Source organism: Caloranaerobacter sp. TR13, assembly GCF_001316435.1.
GTDB lineage: Bacteria > Bacillota > Clostridia > Tissierellales > Thermohalobacteraceae > Caloranaerobacter.
Genome location: NZ_JXLL01000013.1, coordinates 1 through 15,892 on the forward strand (window position 1 = coordinate 1; position 15,892 = coordinate 15,892).

The window sequence follows — 15,892 nt, forward strand, 5'->3', positions numbered from 1 at the left end:
ACTGTAGAAGAGTCATGTGGTAAATGTACTCCATGTCGTGAAGGTACAAAGAGGATGTTAGAGATATTAGAGAGAATAACTAATGGTAAAGGTAAGCCTGGAGATATAGAGAAGTTAGAGAGCTTAGCTGAAACTATAAAATCAGCGTCATTATGTGGATTAGGGCAGACAGCGCCTAACCCAGTATTATCAACATTAAAGTATTTCAGACATGAATATGAAGCACACGTAAATGAAAAGAGATGTCCATCTGGTTCATGTAAGGCATTATTACAATACTATATAACAGAAAAATGTGTTGGATGCACTAAATGTGCTAAACAATGTCCAGTATCATGCATAAGTGGTAAAGTTAAAGAAAGACATATTATAGATCAAGATAAATGTATTAAGTGCGGTGCTTGTCAAGCTGCATGTCCATTTGATGCAATAATTATGAAGTAACCTTTAGGGGGAATAGATTATGAAGAATATAACTTTAACAATAGATGGACGTAAAGTAACTGTACCAGAAAATTATACTATAATTCAAGCTGCTGAGAAATTAGGAATTGAAATACCTGCATTGTGCTATGATCCAGATTTAGAGATAGTATCTTCTTGTAGGTTATGTGTAGTTGAGATAGAAGGGAATCCAAAACTAATGACAGCTTGTTCAACACAAGTAGTTGAGGGAATGGTAGTTTATACTGAAAGTGATAAAGCAGTAAAGACAAGAAAAGAAATATTACAATTACTACTGGATAATCATCCAAATGACTGTTTAACTTGTGAAAAGGCTGGAGAGTGTTTGCTTCAGAAATATGCTTATAGATATGATGTTAAATTTAGAGAACATGATGGAGATAGAAGAAAAGCTCTAGTAGACACATCAAGTCCTTATATATTGAGAGATGAAAGCAAATGTGTTCTTTGTGGCAAATGTGTGAGGACATGTGCACAAATTAATGAAAGAGCAGTACTATCTTTTGCTAATAGAGGGTTTGAAACAAGAATAGTTGCAGATGCAAATAACTCACTAGAAGAATCAAGATGCGTATCTTGTAATAGATGTGTTGTAGTATGTCCAACGGGTGCATTAATAGATAAAAGAAACATGAATAAGATAAGGTCTTGGGAGGCTGAAAAAGAAGTAGTAAAATGTAAGGTCTGTGAATACGGTTGTGATTTTGAAGTTCTCAAGAGAAATGGTAAAGCTGTTGCAGTGAAGGCAAAAACTCCAGGCGAGGGAAGACCACTTTGTTTAAAAGGAAGACTATGGACAGAATTAGTAAATGTTGAAGAAGTTGACAAGCCATATATAAAGGAAAATGGTAAGTTTATCGAGACAAATTGGCAGAAAGCACTAGGGCTAGAAGAAATAACAGAAAAAATAAAAGACTAAGTAAGGAGGGTAGATTTTATGGTTAATATTACTATAAACGATAAGAAAGTTGAAGTATCCGAAAATTTAACGATACTTCAAGCGTGTAGAGAAATAGGAATTGAAATTCCTACCCTCTGTTATGATGAAAGGCTAAAGCCACATGCTGCTTGTAGACTTTGTGTTGTAGAAGTAGTTGGAAGGAGAAATCTTCCTACAGCTTGTTCAACTAAAGTAGAAGAGGGTATGGAGATTTATACTCATAGTGATAAAGTTATTAAAGCAAGAAAAGATATACTAGAACTTCTTATTGCAAACCATCCACTAGACTGTCTAACTTGTGAAAAATCAGGAGATTGTAGACTTCAGGATTATTGCTATGAGTATGATATCAAAGAATCTAGTTTTGAAGGGGACAGAAAGAAGTTCCCTACTGATAAAACAAATCCATTTTATTATAATGACCAAGATAAATGTATTATGTGTGGTAAATGTGTTAGAGTTTGTTCAGAATTGCAATGTACTAATGCAATAGGATTTAGTGAACGTGGATTTAAGGTACATGTAACTACTCCGTTTGAACAAGGTATTGAAAATTCTATATGTGTATCTTGTGGTAATTGTGTATCAGTATGTCCAGTAGGTGCTTTGATGCCTAAATCTAAGGAGAAATTTAGATTATGGGAGACTAAAAAAGTAAGAACTACTTGTTCATATTGTGGTGTTGGCTGCCAAATGGATTTACTTGTAAAAGATAACAAGGTAGTTGGTGTACAACCTGCAGATGGTCCATCTAACAATGGGTTATTATGTGTTAAGGGTAAATTTGGATATAATTTTATTAATCATCCTGACCGATTAACAAAGCCATTAATTAAAAAGGATGGTAAATTTGTTGAATCAACATGGGATGAAGCATACAGACTTATTACTAATAAAATAAAAGAAATTAAAGATAAATATGGTTCAGAAGTTTTTGCTGGGCTTACTTCTGCTAGGTGTACGAACGAAGAAAATTATCTTTTCCAAAAATTATTCAGAGCACTAATTAGAACAAATAATGTTGATCACTGCGCACGACTCTGACACTCCTCTACAGTTGCAGGTCTTGCAACTACACTAGGTAGCGGTGCTATGACAAATAGTATTGAGGAAATATTAAATGCTGATGTAATTTTTGTTACAGGTTCTAATACAACAGAAAATCATCCAGTAATTGGAGCAAAAATGAGGCAAGCTAAATTAAGAGGAGCTAAGATTATTGTAGCAGATCCAAGAAGAATAGATTTAGCTAAGGATGCAGATGTATTTTTACAAATCAGACCAGGTACAAATATAGCTCTATTTAATGGTATGATGAATGTAATTATAGAAGAGAAATTGCAAGATAAAGAATATATTAAACAAAGAACAGAAAACTATGAAGAATTAGAAAAACTAGTTAAAGATTATACACCTGAAAAAGTAGGAGAGATTTGTGGTATAGATCCTGAAGATATTAGAAAGGCTGCAAGGTTATATGCTAAGGCTGACAAGGCTGGAATTTATTATGCTATGGGTATAACTCAACATAGAACTGGCACACATGGTGTTATGGCTGTTTCTAACTTAGCATTATTATGTGGTAATGTAGGTAAGGAATCAGCAGGAGTAAATCCATTACGTGGACAAAATAATGTTCAAGGAGCTTGTGATATGGGTGGACTACCAGCTGACTTACCAGGATATCAAAAAGTATTTAAACCAGAGGTAATAGAAAAATTTGAGAAGGCATGGGGAGTTAAATTATCATCAAAAGTAGGCTTAACAATACCAGAAATGATACATGAAGCAGAAGAAGGTAATATTAAATTCATGTATATTATGGGTGAAAACCCAATGTTATCTGACCCAGATTTAAATCATGTTAAGAAGGCATTAGAAAATTTAGATTTTCTAGTTGTTCAAGATATTTTCTTAACAGAAACAGCAGAGCTTGCTGATGTAGTTTTACCAGCAGCATCTTTTGCTGAAAAAGATGGTACTTTTACTAATACAGAAAGAAGGGTGCAGAGAGTTAGAAAGGCTATTGAACCAGTTGGAGAATCAAAACCTGATTGGGAAATATTGATGGATATAATGAATATGCTAGGATATGATAAAAAGTATTCACATCCATCTGAAATAATGGATGAAATAGCATCTGTAACACCTCAATATGGTGGTATAAGTTACGATAGAATTGAAGAGGTAGGATTACAATGGCCATGTCCAACAAAAGACCACCCAGGAACTAAATATTTACACAAAGATTCCTGTGCTAGGGGTAAAGGTTTATTTATGCCAACTGATTATATAGAAAGTGCAGAAATACCTGATTCAGAGTATCCGTTTATCTTAACTACAGGTAGGATATTGTATCATTATCACACAAGAACAATGACAGGCAGAGTGGAAGGATTGAACAAATTATCACCAGAGTCATACATTGAAATAAATCCAGCTACTGCTAATAAACTTGGCCTTAATGATGGTGTTAAGGTAAAGGTTACATCAAGACGTGGTGAAATAACAACTAAAGTTAAAATTACCGATATTATAGATGAAGATGTGGTATTTATGCCTTTCCACTTTGCAGACGGTGCAGCTAACTTCCTAACTAATACAGAACTAGACTCAATTGCTAAAATACCAGAGCTTAAGGTGTGTGCAGTTAAAATAGAAAGGTTATAGGAGGTAGCGCAATGGACTATAGTTCGATATTGAAATATGCTATGCAAATGGAGTTAGAAGGATATAATTTTTTTAAGGAAAAGGCAGAGAAATTCTCAAATCCAACAAGCAAAGCTTTATTTGAACAATTAGCAGAAGTTGAAATGGAGCATTATGAATTTCTTAAAGAACAATTAGATAGCTATGAGAAGACTAAGGGATTTAAAGATATTTCAAAGGAACTTGATATTAATAGTAGAGAAATATTTAAAAAACGTGAAAAAACAGAACATTTAAATACAACTTTACAGGAATCAGATATTCCAGATTTAACAATATTGAGAATGGCATATCTGATTGAAAAAGATTATGCAGAATTCTATAGGAAAGCAGCTGAAAGAGCTGATGATGAAGGAGCCAAAAAGATTTTTGAAATATTGGCTCAATGGGAAGATAGTCACGAAAAACTATTTAAAGAAGAATATGAAAGAAGAATGCAAGAATATATGAATTTACCTTGGGGTGGATAGAATGTTTAAAGTAGGTATTATTACTGCTAGTGATAAAGGGTATAAGAAAGAAAGAGAAGATTTAAGTGGTAAAGTTATAAACGATATGATCACACAAAAAGGTTATAAAGTAGAAAAATATGTCGTACTTCCAGATGAAGAGGATATAATATACAAAGAAATAGTTTATATGGCAGATGAATTAGGTGTTGATTTAATTTTAACAACAGGAGGTACTGGATTCAGCCCTAGAGATGTTACACCAGAAGCTACGAGGAAAGCTATTGACAGATTTGCACCAGGGGTATCTGAGGCTATAAGGTATTATAGCCTTCAGATAACTCCTAGAGCTATGTTATCTCGTGGAATTTCAGGTATAAGGAATAAGACATTGATAATAAACTTACCAGGAAGTCCTAAGGCAGTAAGAGAATCTTTAGAATATATTATTGATTCTGTACATCATGGGCTAGAGATTATGACCGGCAAAACACGTGAATGTGCTAGATAGAGGGATTAATATGAAAAAGTTCGGAAGTGCTGTAGTACTGGCTGGCGGTAAAAGTACTAGAATGGGATTTGATAAACAGTTATTAAATATAAATGGGAAAAGGCTTATTTCATGGATTATAGAAAAACTTAAAGATGAGTTTAATGACATAATTATTGTATCTAATAAGCCTCAGTATTATAGTGAAGTTGATTGTAGAATTGTGTCTGATATTATAAAAGGTATGGGCCCTTTAAGTGGAATACATTCAGGTCTTATGAATGCAAAAAGTCAATATGTGTATTTTATAGCATGTGACATGCCTGTTATTAACATAAACTATATCAAGCATATGAAAAAATGTTTAGATAACGGTAATTATCATGGTTGTATCACACAAGTTAACGACTGGATAGAGCCATTAAATGCTTTTTATTCTAAAAGTATAATTAGTGCTATTGAATGCCAGCTTAATAGGGGGAGAAGGTCGGTTTTTTCATTAGTTAAAAGTCTAGATTTTTATATAGTAAATGAGGTAATTGCTCGCAAATTTAGTCCTGATTGGGATATGTTTATAAATTTAAATACAATAGAAGAGTTTAATGAATTTAAGGTGTTGCAAGAGAAAAAGGGAATAGGGGTAAATGTTTAGTATAATTAGAAGGATTGATAGAATGGATGATATAAAAGAATATAAAATACTTAGATTGAACGGTCAAAAAAATAGAGGTGATACAGACATAATAGTTGTTGAGTATCCTTTTACTATTTTTATAAATGATGAAGAATTTGTTACGCTTTTATGCAGTCCAAAATCTCTTAAATATCTAGCTATAGGTTTTTTACATTCAGAAGGGGTTATAAATAAAAAGGAAGATATAGCTAGTATTTCAATAGATAAATATAATGGACATGCATATGTTTATACAAAAGACAAAGGTATTTTAGCCAGAAAGCTATATGGTAAGAGAACTATAACTACCGGGTGTGGGAAAGGAACTATATTCTATAATGTTATGGATTCATTTAAAAGTAAAAGTATAGAGGGGAATATATCAGTAAAGAAAGAAAATATTATAAAGTTAGTTAGCATATTTAACAAAAAGTCGGAGCTTTTCGCAAATACTGGTGGAGTTCATAGCTGTGCATTATGTCAAGAAGATAAAATAATATTATTTGAAGAGGATATTGGAAGACATAATGCTTTAGATAAAATTTTAGGTAGAGCTTTATTAGATGATATAGATTTGAAAGATAAAATGATTTTGACTAGCGGTAGAATTTCTTCGGAAATATTGATTAAGGTTGCTAAAAGGCAGATACCGGTACTAATTTCAAGATCAGCTCCAACTAGTTTAGCTATAGATATAGCAAGAGAGCTTAATATTACATTGATCGGTTTTGCGCGAGGTAAAAAAATGAATATCTATTCAAATTTTCCGAGCTTAATATCCTAAGGCTATGCTATGGATATTAAGCCGATGGGTATAGAGAGAAATCTTTATGCCTCCCGTGTTTGGAAAGGAAAATTTGGGTCAGTTGACAAAACAAATCATATATGAAAATAGTGCTTATGTGAAAGAAAAAACTAAATTCTTTCAAACAAAGGCTTTTGTTTTCATGTATTAAAAAATTAAGCTTGTCAACAGCCTAACAGTCCTTTCTAGGACTGCTTTTTTTAATCTATAGAAATATAAAATTCGGAGGAGATTACAGATGATTAAGAATAGAAAAATCACTATATTGTTAAGTATAGTATTGATTTTAGTTTTATTGGCAGGGTGTAATACACAAGAAAATCAAAAGAATACAGCATATTCAGATACAATTATATTAGCTACTACAACTAGTACTAGAGATAGTGGGTTATTAGATTACTTATTACCTAAATTTGAAGATGAAACAGGTATTAAAGTAAAAGTAATTGCAGTAGGTACAGGAAAGGCGTTACAAATGGGAAGAGATGGTGAAGCGGATGTATTATTAGTACACGCTAAACCAGATGAGGAACAATTTGTGAAAGAAGGACATGGGCTTGAAAGACATGACGTTATGTATAATGATTTTATTTTAGTAGGACCCAAAGGTCTAAAAGTAGAGTTTATGGATAAATCTAATGATATAGTTGCAGCTTTTAAAGCTATAGCAGAAAACAAGTATAAATTTATTTCAAGAGGAGATAATTCTGGAACACATAAAAAAGAATTAAAAATATGGAAGGAGACAGGTATCCAACCAGGTGGTGCTTGGTATATATCAGCCGGTAGTGGGATGGGTTATGTACTAAAGATGGCTGATGAAATGCGAGGTATTACATTGACAGATAGAGCTACTTATTTAAATCTAAGAGATAAAATAGATCTAAGTATATTAGTAGAGAAAGATAGTAAGCTTTTTAATCAGTATGGTATAATTTTAGTTAATCCAAATAAGAAAGATAATATTAATTTAGAAGGAGCACAAAAGTTTATGAATTGGCTGCTTTCAGATAAAGCACAGAAGTTAATTGGAGAGTACGGTAAAGACAAATTTGGAATGCCTCTATTTGTACCAAATGGCAGAAAATAGGTACTTGGTGCTAGGTACTAGAAACAGAGAATAGAGAACAGAGAACAGGGGACAGGGAACAGGGATAGGGAATGTAAAATTAGATTATTGACTATTGGCTTTTCGACATATCGAATATCAAATAGCGAGTGACGAATAGCGAACTACTAACAAGGAGGTAGAAGTTATGGATTATATTTTGGATGGAGTAAAGGAAGCTATAAAACTTTTATTAAGCTTTGACAGAGAAGTATATCAAATAATATTTCTAACAATATTTGTTTCTTCTACCTCTACTATTCTATCTTCATTAATTACTGTTCCAATAGGGGTCTTTTTAGGAATAAAAAATTTTAAGGGTAAAAAATTATTTACAAGAATTCTTTTCACATTAATGAGTATTCCATCAGTTATAGTTGGTCTAGTTGTAGCAATCATTTTATCTAGGAAAGGTCCATTGGGTTTTTTAAAGTTATTATATACTCCTACAGCTATGATAATAGCTCAAACACTATTGGTTACACCACTAATTTTAGGATTAACATATAATTTATCAAAATTAAGAGGTAAGGAAATTGAGAAATTAGGAATTACATTAGGTGCAAATAGAATAGATATATTAGTTCTGATAATAAGGGAGCTAAAAGTAGATATATTACTAAATGTAATTACTGGGTTTTCAAGAGCTATTTCTGAGATTGGTACAGTTATGATAGTTGGAGGTAATATAAAGGGACATACCAGGGTTATTACAACATCTATAGCTATGTTTAATTCCATGGGAGATTACTCGAAAGCTATAGCTTTAGGAATTGTATTATTAATAATTTCATTTTTAGCTAATAATATAATCTACACTTATACTCAGGAGGAGTGATATGGAAGTTTCCTTATATAATATTAAAAAAAGCTATGGTGACAAAAATATTTTAAATATAAGTGAATTAAAAATAAAAAAGGGTAAAGTTACAGGTTTGATTGGACAGAATGGTGTAGGTAAGACTACTTTGCTAAATATAGTAGCTGGTTTAGATAGTGATTTTAATGGTGTAGTGAAATATGATGGTAAACAACTAAGTAAAAGTATTTTGAAAGAAATGACAATAGTTTTTCAAAGACCTAAACTATTAGCTAGAAGTGTATACGAAAACATAGAGTACCCTTTAAAACTTAGAAAAATACCTAAACATAAAAGAAAAAAAATGGTTAATGAAATTATGAATCGGTTTGAAATTAATTATTTAAAAGATGCAATGGCAACTAATTTGTCTGGTGGTGAATCACAAAAAGTATCAATTGCAAGAGGGATGGTATTTAATCCAAAGCTGTTAATACTAGATGAACCAACATCAAATTTAGATAGTAAATCTGTTTCTATTATTGAAAAAGAGATTGTAAACATGAAAAGAGAAAAAGGTACGACAGTGATAATAGTAACTCATGATCCAAAACAAATTGAAAAAATTTGTGATGAAGTAATTTGCTTGCAGGATGGGAAGGTGTTCTTCTAATGGAGTTTTTTAAAGTAGTTTCTGTAGAAAATGCAAAAAAAATGATTGTAGAAAAATTTAAAGATTTTAAGCTAGATATTCAGGAAATTGAAATAACAAAAGTTTTAGGAAGAGTTCTAGCTGAAGATGTTATGTCTTATGTAAATGTTCCAGAATTTAACCGTTCTACAGTAGATGGCTATGCAATCATAAGTAGCGATAGCCATGGAGCAACTGATACTATACCGAGTTTTTTGAACCTAATAGGCGAAGTCGAAATGGGAAGTAAAACTGAATTAAAAATAACATATGGAGAAGCAGTTTACGTACCAACTGGTGGTATGGTTCCTGAAGGAGCAGACGGAGTGATAATGATAGAAAATGTAGAGATAATTGATGACAATACAATAGCAGTCTTAAAACCAATTACTGCAGGTGAGAATATAATTAGAGTTGGTGATGATATAAAGAAAGGTAGTGTTATTTTAAAACGTGGAAAGAGATTAAAACCACAAGATATAGGTGTTCTTGCAGCTGTAGGGTTAAATAATGTTAAAGTATATAAAAAGCCTAGATTTTACATTATTTCAACTGGAGATGAATTGATAGACTTAGATGAAAGATTAGACTTTGGAAAAATAAGAGATATCAACGGATATAGCCTTAGTGCTTTAGTTCAACAAATAGGAGGAGAAGTTGTAAAAAGAGTAATTGTAAAAGATGATTTTAACTTATTAAGAAAAGAATTGGAAAAAGCTATAGAATTATCAGATATTGTGCTTATCTCTGGAGGTAGTTCTGTTGGTAATAGGGATTATACTTATCAATTAATTAATTCTTTTCAAGGTGAAGGTGTTTTTATACATGGCATATCAATAAAACCAGGAAAACCTACTATGGTAGGTGAAGTTTGTGGGAAAATAGTGTTTGGATTACCAGGGCATCCTGTGTCTTCTATTATAATTTTTAAAGTTTTAGTTGAATATTTTATAAGAAAAATTATGGACATGCCGTATGAAATTAATAAAACAAATGCAGTTATAGATTCCAATATACATTCATTTCCTGGTAGGGAAACATATCAAATGGTAACTTTAGAGGAAAGGCAAGGTAAAATATTTGCTAAACCTAATTATGGGAAATCAGGGATGATTACATTATTATCTAATTCAAATGGATATGTGATAATTAAATCTAATGAAGAAGGTTTATATAGAGGAGAAGAAAGGGAAGTATATTTTCTTTAGGGGACAGGGAACAGGGGACAGATATAAATATTTATGGAAAGGGGATTTCCATTGAGTATTGATAGAAAAATTTATATAGGAAATTTGGATGTAGACGAAGCTAGAAAATTATATTTTGAGAAGATTATTAAAAAGCCAGATTATGAAGAAGTGAATGTGCTAGATTCTCTAGGAAGATTAACATTTGAAGCGATATATGCTAAAACTTCAGCTCCTCATTATAATGCAGCAGCAATGGATGGTATATTAGTTAAAGCAGAAAAAACATATACTGCAAGCGAAGTAAACCCTGTTATTTTGATTGAAGGAAAAGATTTTGAATATATTAATACAGGAAATTTAGTTAAAGAACCTTATGATGCAGTAATTATGATAGAGGATGTAATTGAAATAGATAAAGGCAAGGTAAAAATTATAAAGCCAGCATATCCTTGGCAGCATATTAGACCTGTTGGAGAAGATATTATTGTTACAGAAATGATTATTCCATCAAAGCACAAAATTCGACCTGTGGATTTAGGGGCATTAATTTCAGGAGGAATTAAAACTGTTAAGGTTTACAAAAAGCCTATGGTAGGTATTATACCAACAGGTTCAGAATTAGTTGAAGAATTATCAGAATTAAAAGAAGGTAAAATTTTAGAATCAAATTCAAGAGTTTTTGAAGGATTAATCGTAGAGTATGGAGGTATTCCTAATAGATATAAACCAGTAAAAGATGATTATGATTTACTTAAGGAAGCTATAGTGAAAGGTATAAAAGATAATGATATTTTATTAGTTAATGCTGGGTCATCAGCAGGTTCTAAAGACTATACAGTTAAAGTTATTAAAGAGCTTGGAGAAGTTGTTGTTCATGGAGTTGCTTTAAAGCCAGGAAAACCAACAATATTAGGTTTAATAAATAATAAACCAGTTATTGGAATACCAGGGTATCCTGTGTCAGCATATCTTGCATTTGAAACATTTGTAAAACCTTTGATTTTTGAATTCCAGGGAACAGATGTTGATGAACCTAACAATGTTAACGCAATTTTATCAAAAAGAATAGTTTCATCTCTAAAACATAAAGAATTAGTCAGAGTAACTTTAGGATATATAAATGGTAAATATATAGCTACACCTTTAGTTAGAGGTGCAGGAGTTACTATGAGTTTAGTTAGAGCAGATGGTATATTGGAAATACCTAAAAACATAGAAGGGATAGAGTCAGGTAAAGAAGTACCAATAAAGCTATTAAAATCAGAAAAAGAGATAAAGAATAGATTGGTTTCAATAGGAAGCCATGATTTAATTATGGATGTTATATCTGATATGATGAAAATTTCATCGGGACATGTAGGAAGCATGGGTGGTATTATGGCTATGAGAAGAGGGGAATGTCATATATCACCAATACATTTATTAGATCCAAATACAGGGGAGTATAATATTTCATACGTTAAAAAATATTTCCCGGGAAATAAAATGGCTATAATTAAAGGAGTTAAAAGACTTCAAGGATTTATTGTTGCTAAAGGCAATCCGTATAATATTAAATCATTTAACGATTTAACTAGAGACGGTGTAACTTTTATAAATAGACAGAAAGGTTCTGGTACTAGATTGTTATTAGATTATAATCTTAGAAAGCTCGAAATAGATCCTAATAATATTAGAGGTTACCATAAAGAAACGAGTACGCATATGTCAGTTGCTATGACAGTAAAGACAGGAATAGCAACTACTGGAATGGGAGTTTTATCAGCAGCTAGGGCCGTCGATTTAGATTTTATACCTGTAGGCTATGAGGATTATGATTTTTTAATACCATTTGAGTATTTAGAAAATATAGAAATTCAAAGATTTATTTCTATATTAAAATCACATAAATTTAAAAAAAGAGTAGAAAAACTAGGTGGATATAAATTTGAAAATACTGGAGAAATTATTATAATTAATTGACTTAATTAAAGTAGGTGGATTTATGAAAGACTCTTTTGATAGAGAAATAAACTATTTAAGGTTATCTGTTACAGATTTATGCAATTTAAGGTGTAGATACTGTATGCCTAAAAATGGTATATGTAAATTATCACATGAAGATGTATTAAGAATCGAAGAATTGCTAGAAATAGTTAAAGTTTTTGAATCTTTAGGTATACAAAAAGTTAGGTTAACTGGAGGAGAGCCATTAATAAGAAGAGGGATAATAGAGCTAGTTGAAAGTATAGCAAAATTAGAAGGCATTAAAGATTTAGCTATTACTACTAATGGTATTTTACTCAAAAAATACGCAAAGTCTTTAAAAGATGCAGGATTAAATAGAGTAAATATAAGCATAGATACTTTAAGAGAAAATAAATTTTCGTATATAACTCGTGGAGGCAAACTAAAAGATGTACTAGAGGGGATTGAAGCAGCAAAAAAAGTAGGATTATCACCTATTAAATTAAATATTGTCTTAATAGACGGATTTAATGAAGATGAAATAGAAGATTTTGCAAAAATAACTTTAACTGAACGTATAGATGTAAGATTTATTGAATTAATGCCGATAGGACAAGTGAGAGATTTTGCTATTGAAAAGTTTATAAATAACAAAATAGTACTTGAAAAAATCCCTGATTTAATAAGGATTCCTAATTCAGAGCTGCATTCACCAGCAGTTTATTATAAAATACCAAATTCTAAAGGTAGAATTGGTTTTATTAATCCGATTTCTTGTAAATTTTGTGATTCATGCAATAAAGTAAGAGTTACATCTCAGGGCAAATTAAAGCTTTGTTTACATTCAAATGAAGAAATTGATCTAAAAACTCCTTTAAGGCAAGGTAAGAACTTAAGAGACATAATATGTGAAAAAGTAAAAAATAAACCCCTATCACATAATTTAGAAGATGGTACTTGTATAAATAAGAATATGGTTCAAATAGGAGGTTAATATGGAATTTACACATTTTAATGATAAAGGTTTAGCACATATGGTAGAAATAAGCAGTAAGGATGATACTAAACGAACAGCAATTGCTAAAGGTAAGATTAGTATGAAAAAAGAAACTATCAATTTAATAAAAGAAGGTCTTATAAAAAAAGGTAATGTACTTTCAGTTGCACAGATTGGCGGTATAATGGGAGCGAAAAGAACGAGTGATATGATACCCATGTGTCATAATATATTCATTACTGGAGCTGATATAAGATTTAATATTCTAGATAATGCAATTGAAATTGAGTCAGAAGTCAAGACTATTGGAAAAACAGGTGTCGAAATGGAAGCTCTTATGGCAGTTTCTATAGCAGCACTTACTATATATGATATGTGCAAAGCAGTAGATAAGGATATGGTGATTAGTGATATTATGCTTGTAAAGAAAACTGGCGGTAAGTCTGGGGATTATAGTAGGTATTAAAATTGAGGAGTGATTGTTATGAAAAGTATAGGAAAAGTAGTAGCTATAAATATAAGCGAGAAGAAAGGTGTAATAAAAACGCCTATACCTGAAGGTATTTTTAAAGAAAACTTTGGGTTAGTTGGAGATGCTCATGCAGGAAAATGGCACAGACAAGTTAGCTTGCTTGGGGTGGAGAGCATTGAAAAGATGAAAAAAATAGGAATAAAAGGGCTGTGTAGTGGAAAGTTTGCTGAAAATATTACTACTGAAGGAATAAAACTTTATGAATTACCTGTAGGGACTAAGTTGAAAATTGGAGAAACGATACAAGAAGTAACCCAGATTGGCAAGGAGTGTCATTCGGGTTGTGCTATAACAAAAGAAGTTGGACAATGTGTAATGCCTAAAGAAGGTATATTTACAAAAGTTCTAAAAGGCGGCAAGATAAAGGTAGGAGATGCAATTGAAGTTCTATATTAAAGTTTCATTATTAATAAACTAAAAAAATAATTGATTATTAGAAAGATATTTAGTATAATTAGATTCGTGAGATTGTTAAAAAATAAACAAACGGAGGGTATCATGCAAATTTTAGAAAAGATACTTGAGGATAATAAAAAATATGTTAGAGCAAAAAGAGAAAGAGGACAAGATAAACCAATAAGTTCACATGCGCAGAAAGAAGTACTTATTTTTACATGTATGGACACAAGATTAGTTGGATTAGTTGAAGAAGCAATGGGCTTTAAAAGAGGAGAAGTAAAGGTTCTTAAAAATGCTGGTAACAGTATTAGGGATAATTGTGATGATGTCATAAGAAGTATTTCTTTAGGAACGATTATGATGGGGTTAAAGGAAGTTTTTGTAGTAGGCCATAAGGATTGTGGTATGGTGAAGCAGAGTTTAGAGGATATAAAAAGAAAGATGTTAGAAAGAGGAATTCCTAGAGAAGCTATAGATTCGGTTGATTTTGCAAATTGGACAGGTATAATAGAAGATGAAAAGGAAAACGTAATCAAGGTAGTTAAAAAAATAAAAAGTTCGCCGTTTATACCTAAGGATGTTAAGGTTCATGGTTTTCTAATTGACCCAAATAGTGGTGAATTAGAAGTTATAATAAATGATAATGAATAGAAAGGAGTAATAAAATGCAAAAGAGAATATTGACACCACCAGAAATAGCACAAGCTACTATTAATGCTGGTATAAAAAAGGCTAATTTACCAACTTTACAAATGATTTTATTAGGTATTTTTGCAGGTATTTTTATAGGTTTTGGTGCACAGGCTGATATTACAGTTATGCAAACATTAAAAAATATTGATGTTGGACTTATGAAATTTATGGGGGCTGCAGTATTCCCTGTAGGACTTATGTTAGTTGTAATAGCAGGGGCTGAATTGTTCACAGGCAACAATCTTATGACATTAGCTTTAATGGATAAAAGAATTAAATTAAATCAAATGTTGAAAAACTGGTTTTTTGTTTATTTAGGAAACTTTATTGGATCAATATTATTAGCTGTAGTTGTAGTTAAATCTGGTTTTTATAAAGTAGATGCTCCAGCAACTCAACTAGCTGTGAAGATTGCTACTGGAAAAGTTGGTTTGACATTTAGCCAAGCTTTCTTTAGAGCAATTTTATGTAATATGTTAGTTGTATTAGCTGTTTGGTTAGCAACAGGAGCTACTGATGTAATATCTAAAATATTTGCTTGTTGGTTCCCAATAATGCTATTTGTTTTATCAGGATATGAGCATAGTGTAGCTAACATGTATTTTATTTCTTTAGGTAAATTTTTAGGAGCTCAAGTTACTTGGGGACAAATTTGGATCAAGAACTTAATTCCTGTTACTTTAGGTAATATTGTTGGCGGAGCTATTATTGTTCCTGTTGTATATTATCTAGCTTACGTAGTGCCAGCTAAAGGAAAAGAAAAAGAAAAAGCTAAGGCTTAAAGGATGCAGTTTTGCATCCTTTTTTGTTTAGATTTTGATAAAATTTTTACTTTTAGGTTAAAAAAATGTTAAATTATGTCGATAAATATTTTGCAAGAGTTAAAGGAGATATCCTAAAATGAATATTTTGGCAAACTAACCGAAAGGTTAGGACGCAAAGCTATGGGCCTAAAGGATTAATATCCTATGGTTGCCAGGCTGCCCATGAAATTGTTTTCATGGT

Annotated in this window: 17 protein-coding genes and 2 riboswitches; all 17 genes read left to right on the forward strand. The window is 31.4% G+C overall.

Annotated elements, in window-relative coordinates; genetic code table 11:
* Positions 1-444, forward strand: a 444-nt coding sequence (locus tag TR13x_RS08525) for a DUF362 domain-containing protein (protein ID WP_152912137.1), incomplete at its 5' end; no start/stop codon positions are given.
* 19 nt (positions 445-463) lie between these two features.
* The gene (locus tag TR13x_RS08530; protein WP_054871504.1) at positions 464-1,384 is read left to right on the forward strand and encodes a 2Fe-2S iron-sulfur cluster-binding protein; all 921 of its coding nucleotides are present in this window, start codon (positions 464-466) and stop codon (positions 1,382-1,384) included.
* 18 nt (positions 1,385-1,402) lie between these two features.
* Positions 1,403-4,075 carry a formate dehydrogenase subunit alpha gene (gene fdhF / locus TR13x_RS10970; RefSeq protein ID WP_082394842.1) on the forward strand — a complete coding sequence of 891 codons (2,673 nt, stop codon included), beginning with the start codon at positions 1,403-1,405 and terminating at the stop codon, positions 4,073-4,075.
* An 11-nt stretch (positions 4,076-4,086) separates the two neighbouring features.
* Entirely contained in the window at positions 4,087-4,584 is a 498-nt protein-coding gene (locus TR13x_RS08545) for a ferritin family protein (RefSeq protein WP_054871507.1), read from the forward strand.
* 1 nt (position 4,585) lies between these two features.
* Positions 4,586-5,074 carry a molybdenum cofactor biosynthesis protein B gene (locus TR13x_RS08550; protein ID WP_054871508.1) on the forward strand — a complete coding sequence of 163 codons (489 nt, stop codon included), beginning with the start codon at positions 4,586-4,588 and terminating at the stop codon, positions 5,072-5,074.
* A gap of 10 nt (positions 5,075-5,084) precedes the next feature.
* Positions 5,085-5,705, forward strand: coding sequence for a molybdenum cofactor guanylyltransferase (locus tag TR13x_RS08555; protein WP_054871509.1), 621 nt, complete (start codon positions 5,085-5,087; stop codon positions 5,703-5,705).
* Complete coding sequence (fdhD, locus tag TR13x_RS08560; RefSeq protein WP_242851751.1) at positions 5,698-6,510, forward strand: formate dehydrogenase accessory sulfurtransferase FdhD; 813 nt, start codon at positions 5,698-5,700, stop codon at positions 6,508-6,510. The genes TR13x_RS08555 and fdhD overlap by 8 nt, the downstream gene beginning before the upstream one ends.
* Positions 6,479-6,596: riboswitch (molybdenum cofactor riboswitch) on the forward strand. It overlaps the preceding gene by 32 nt.
* A 173-nt stretch (positions 6,597-6,769) precedes the next feature.
* Entirely contained in the window at positions 6,770-7,621 is an 852-nt protein-coding gene (locus TR13x_RS08565; protein ID WP_054871510.1) for an extracellular solute-binding protein, read from the forward strand.
* Positions 7,622-7,787: 166 nt separating this feature from the next.
* A complete protein-coding gene (locus tag TR13x_RS08570) occupies positions 7,788-8,477 on the forward strand; it encodes an ABC transporter permease (RefSeq protein WP_054871511.1) in 690 nt (229 codons plus the stop codon).
* Position 8,478: 1 nt separating this feature from the next.
* Positions 8,479-9,111 (forward strand): ABC transporter ATP-binding protein, encoded by a 633-nt coding sequence (locus tag TR13x_RS08575; protein WP_054871512.1) that lies wholly within the window; start codon positions 8,479-8,481, stop codon positions 9,109-9,111.
* Positions 9,111-10,337, forward strand: coding sequence for a gephyrin-like molybdotransferase Glp (gene glp / locus TR13x_RS08580; protein ID WP_054871513.1), 1,227 nt, complete (start codon positions 9,111-9,113; stop codon positions 10,335-10,337). Before TR13x_RS08575 ends, glp begins: the two co-directional genes overlap by 1 nt.
* Positions 10,338-10,388: 51 nt before the next feature.
* Complete coding sequence (locus TR13x_RS08585; RefSeq protein ID WP_255351330.1) at positions 10,389-12,281, forward strand: molybdopterin biosynthesis protein; 1,893 nt, start codon at positions 10,389-10,391, stop codon at positions 12,279-12,281.
* Between the two features lie 22 nt (positions 12,282-12,303).
* A complete protein-coding gene (gene moaA, locus TR13x_RS08590) occupies positions 12,304-13,260 on the forward strand; it encodes a GTP 3',8-cyclase MoaA (RefSeq protein ID WP_054871515.1) in 957 nt (318 codons plus the stop codon).
* Between the two features lies 1 nt (position 13,261).
* Complete coding sequence (gene moaC, locus TR13x_RS08595) at positions 13,262-13,729, forward strand: cyclic pyranopterin monophosphate synthase MoaC (RefSeq protein ID WP_054871516.1); 468 nt, start codon at positions 13,262-13,264, stop codon at positions 13,727-13,729.
* An 18-nt stretch (positions 13,730-13,747) separates the two neighbouring features.
* Entirely contained in the window at positions 13,748-14,191 is a 444-nt protein-coding gene (locus TR13x_RS08600) for an MOSC domain-containing protein (protein WP_255351331.1), read from the forward strand.
* Positions 14,192-14,293: 102 nt separating this feature from the next.
* Positions 14,294-14,845, forward strand: coding sequence for a carbonic anhydrase (locus TR13x_RS08605; RefSeq protein WP_054871517.1), 552 nt, complete (start codon positions 14,294-14,296; stop codon positions 14,843-14,845).
* Between the two features lie 14 nt (positions 14,846-14,859).
* Entirely contained in the window at positions 14,860-15,669 is an 810-nt protein-coding gene (locus TR13x_RS08610) for a formate/nitrite transporter family protein (protein ID WP_054871518.1), read from the forward strand.
* Positions 15,670-15,788: 119 nt separating this feature from the next.
* Positions 15,789-15,875, forward strand: a riboswitch (cyclic di-GMP riboswitch).
* Positions 15,876-15,892 lie beyond the last annotated feature (17 nt).

Coding starts and splice junctions, on each gene's coding strand:
- TR13x_RS08610 (WP_054871518.1), top strand. CDS start 14,860: ATGCAAAAGAGAATATTGACACCACCAGAAATAGCACAAGCTACTATT.
- TR13x_RS08565 (WP_054871510.1), top strand. CDS start 6,770: ATGATTAAGAATAGAAAAATCACTATATTGTTAAGTATAGTATTGATT.
- TR13x_RS08555 (WP_054871509.1), top strand. CDS start 5,085: ATGAAAAAGTTCGGAAGTGCTGTAGTACTGGCTGGCGGTAAAAGTACT.
- TR13x_RS08575 (WP_054871512.1), top strand. CDS start 8,479: ATGGAAGTTTCCTTATATAATATTAAAAAAAGCTATGGTGACAAAAAT.
- TR13x_RS08570 (WP_054871511.1), top strand. CDS start 7,788: ATGGATTATATTTTGGATGGAGTAAAGGAAGCTATAAAACTTTTATTA.
- TR13x_RS08530 (WP_054871504.1), top strand. CDS start 464: ATGAAGAATATAACTTTAACAATAGATGGACGTAAAGTAACTGTACCA.
- TR13x_RS08600 (WP_255351331.1), top strand. CDS start 13,748: ATGAAAAGTATAGGAAAAGTAGTAGCTATAAATATAAGCGAGAAGAAA.
- TR13x_RS08605 (WP_054871517.1), top strand. CDS start 14,294: ATGCAAATTTTAGAAAAGATACTTGAGGATAATAAAAAATATGTTAGA.
- TR13x_RS08550 (WP_054871508.1), top strand. CDS start 4,586: ATGTTTAAAGTAGGTATTATTACTGCTAGTGATAAAGGGTATAAGAAA.
- moaA (WP_054871515.1), top strand. CDS start 12,304: ATGAAAGACTCTTTTGATAGAGAAATAAACTATTTAAGGTTATCTGTT.
- TR13x_RS08545 (WP_054871507.1), top strand. CDS start 4,087: ATGGACTATAGTTCGATATTGAAATATGCTATGCAAATGGAGTTAGAA.
- glp (WP_054871513.1), top strand. CDS start 9,111: ATGGAGTTTTTTAAAGTAGTTTCTGTAGAAAATGCAAAAAAAATGATT.
- moaC (WP_054871516.1), top strand. CDS start 13,262: ATGGAATTTACACATTTTAATGATAAAGGTTTAGCACATATGGTAGAA.
- fdhD (WP_242851751.1), top strand. CDS start 5,698: ATGTTTAGTATAATTAGAAGGATTGATAGAATGGATGATATAAAAGAA.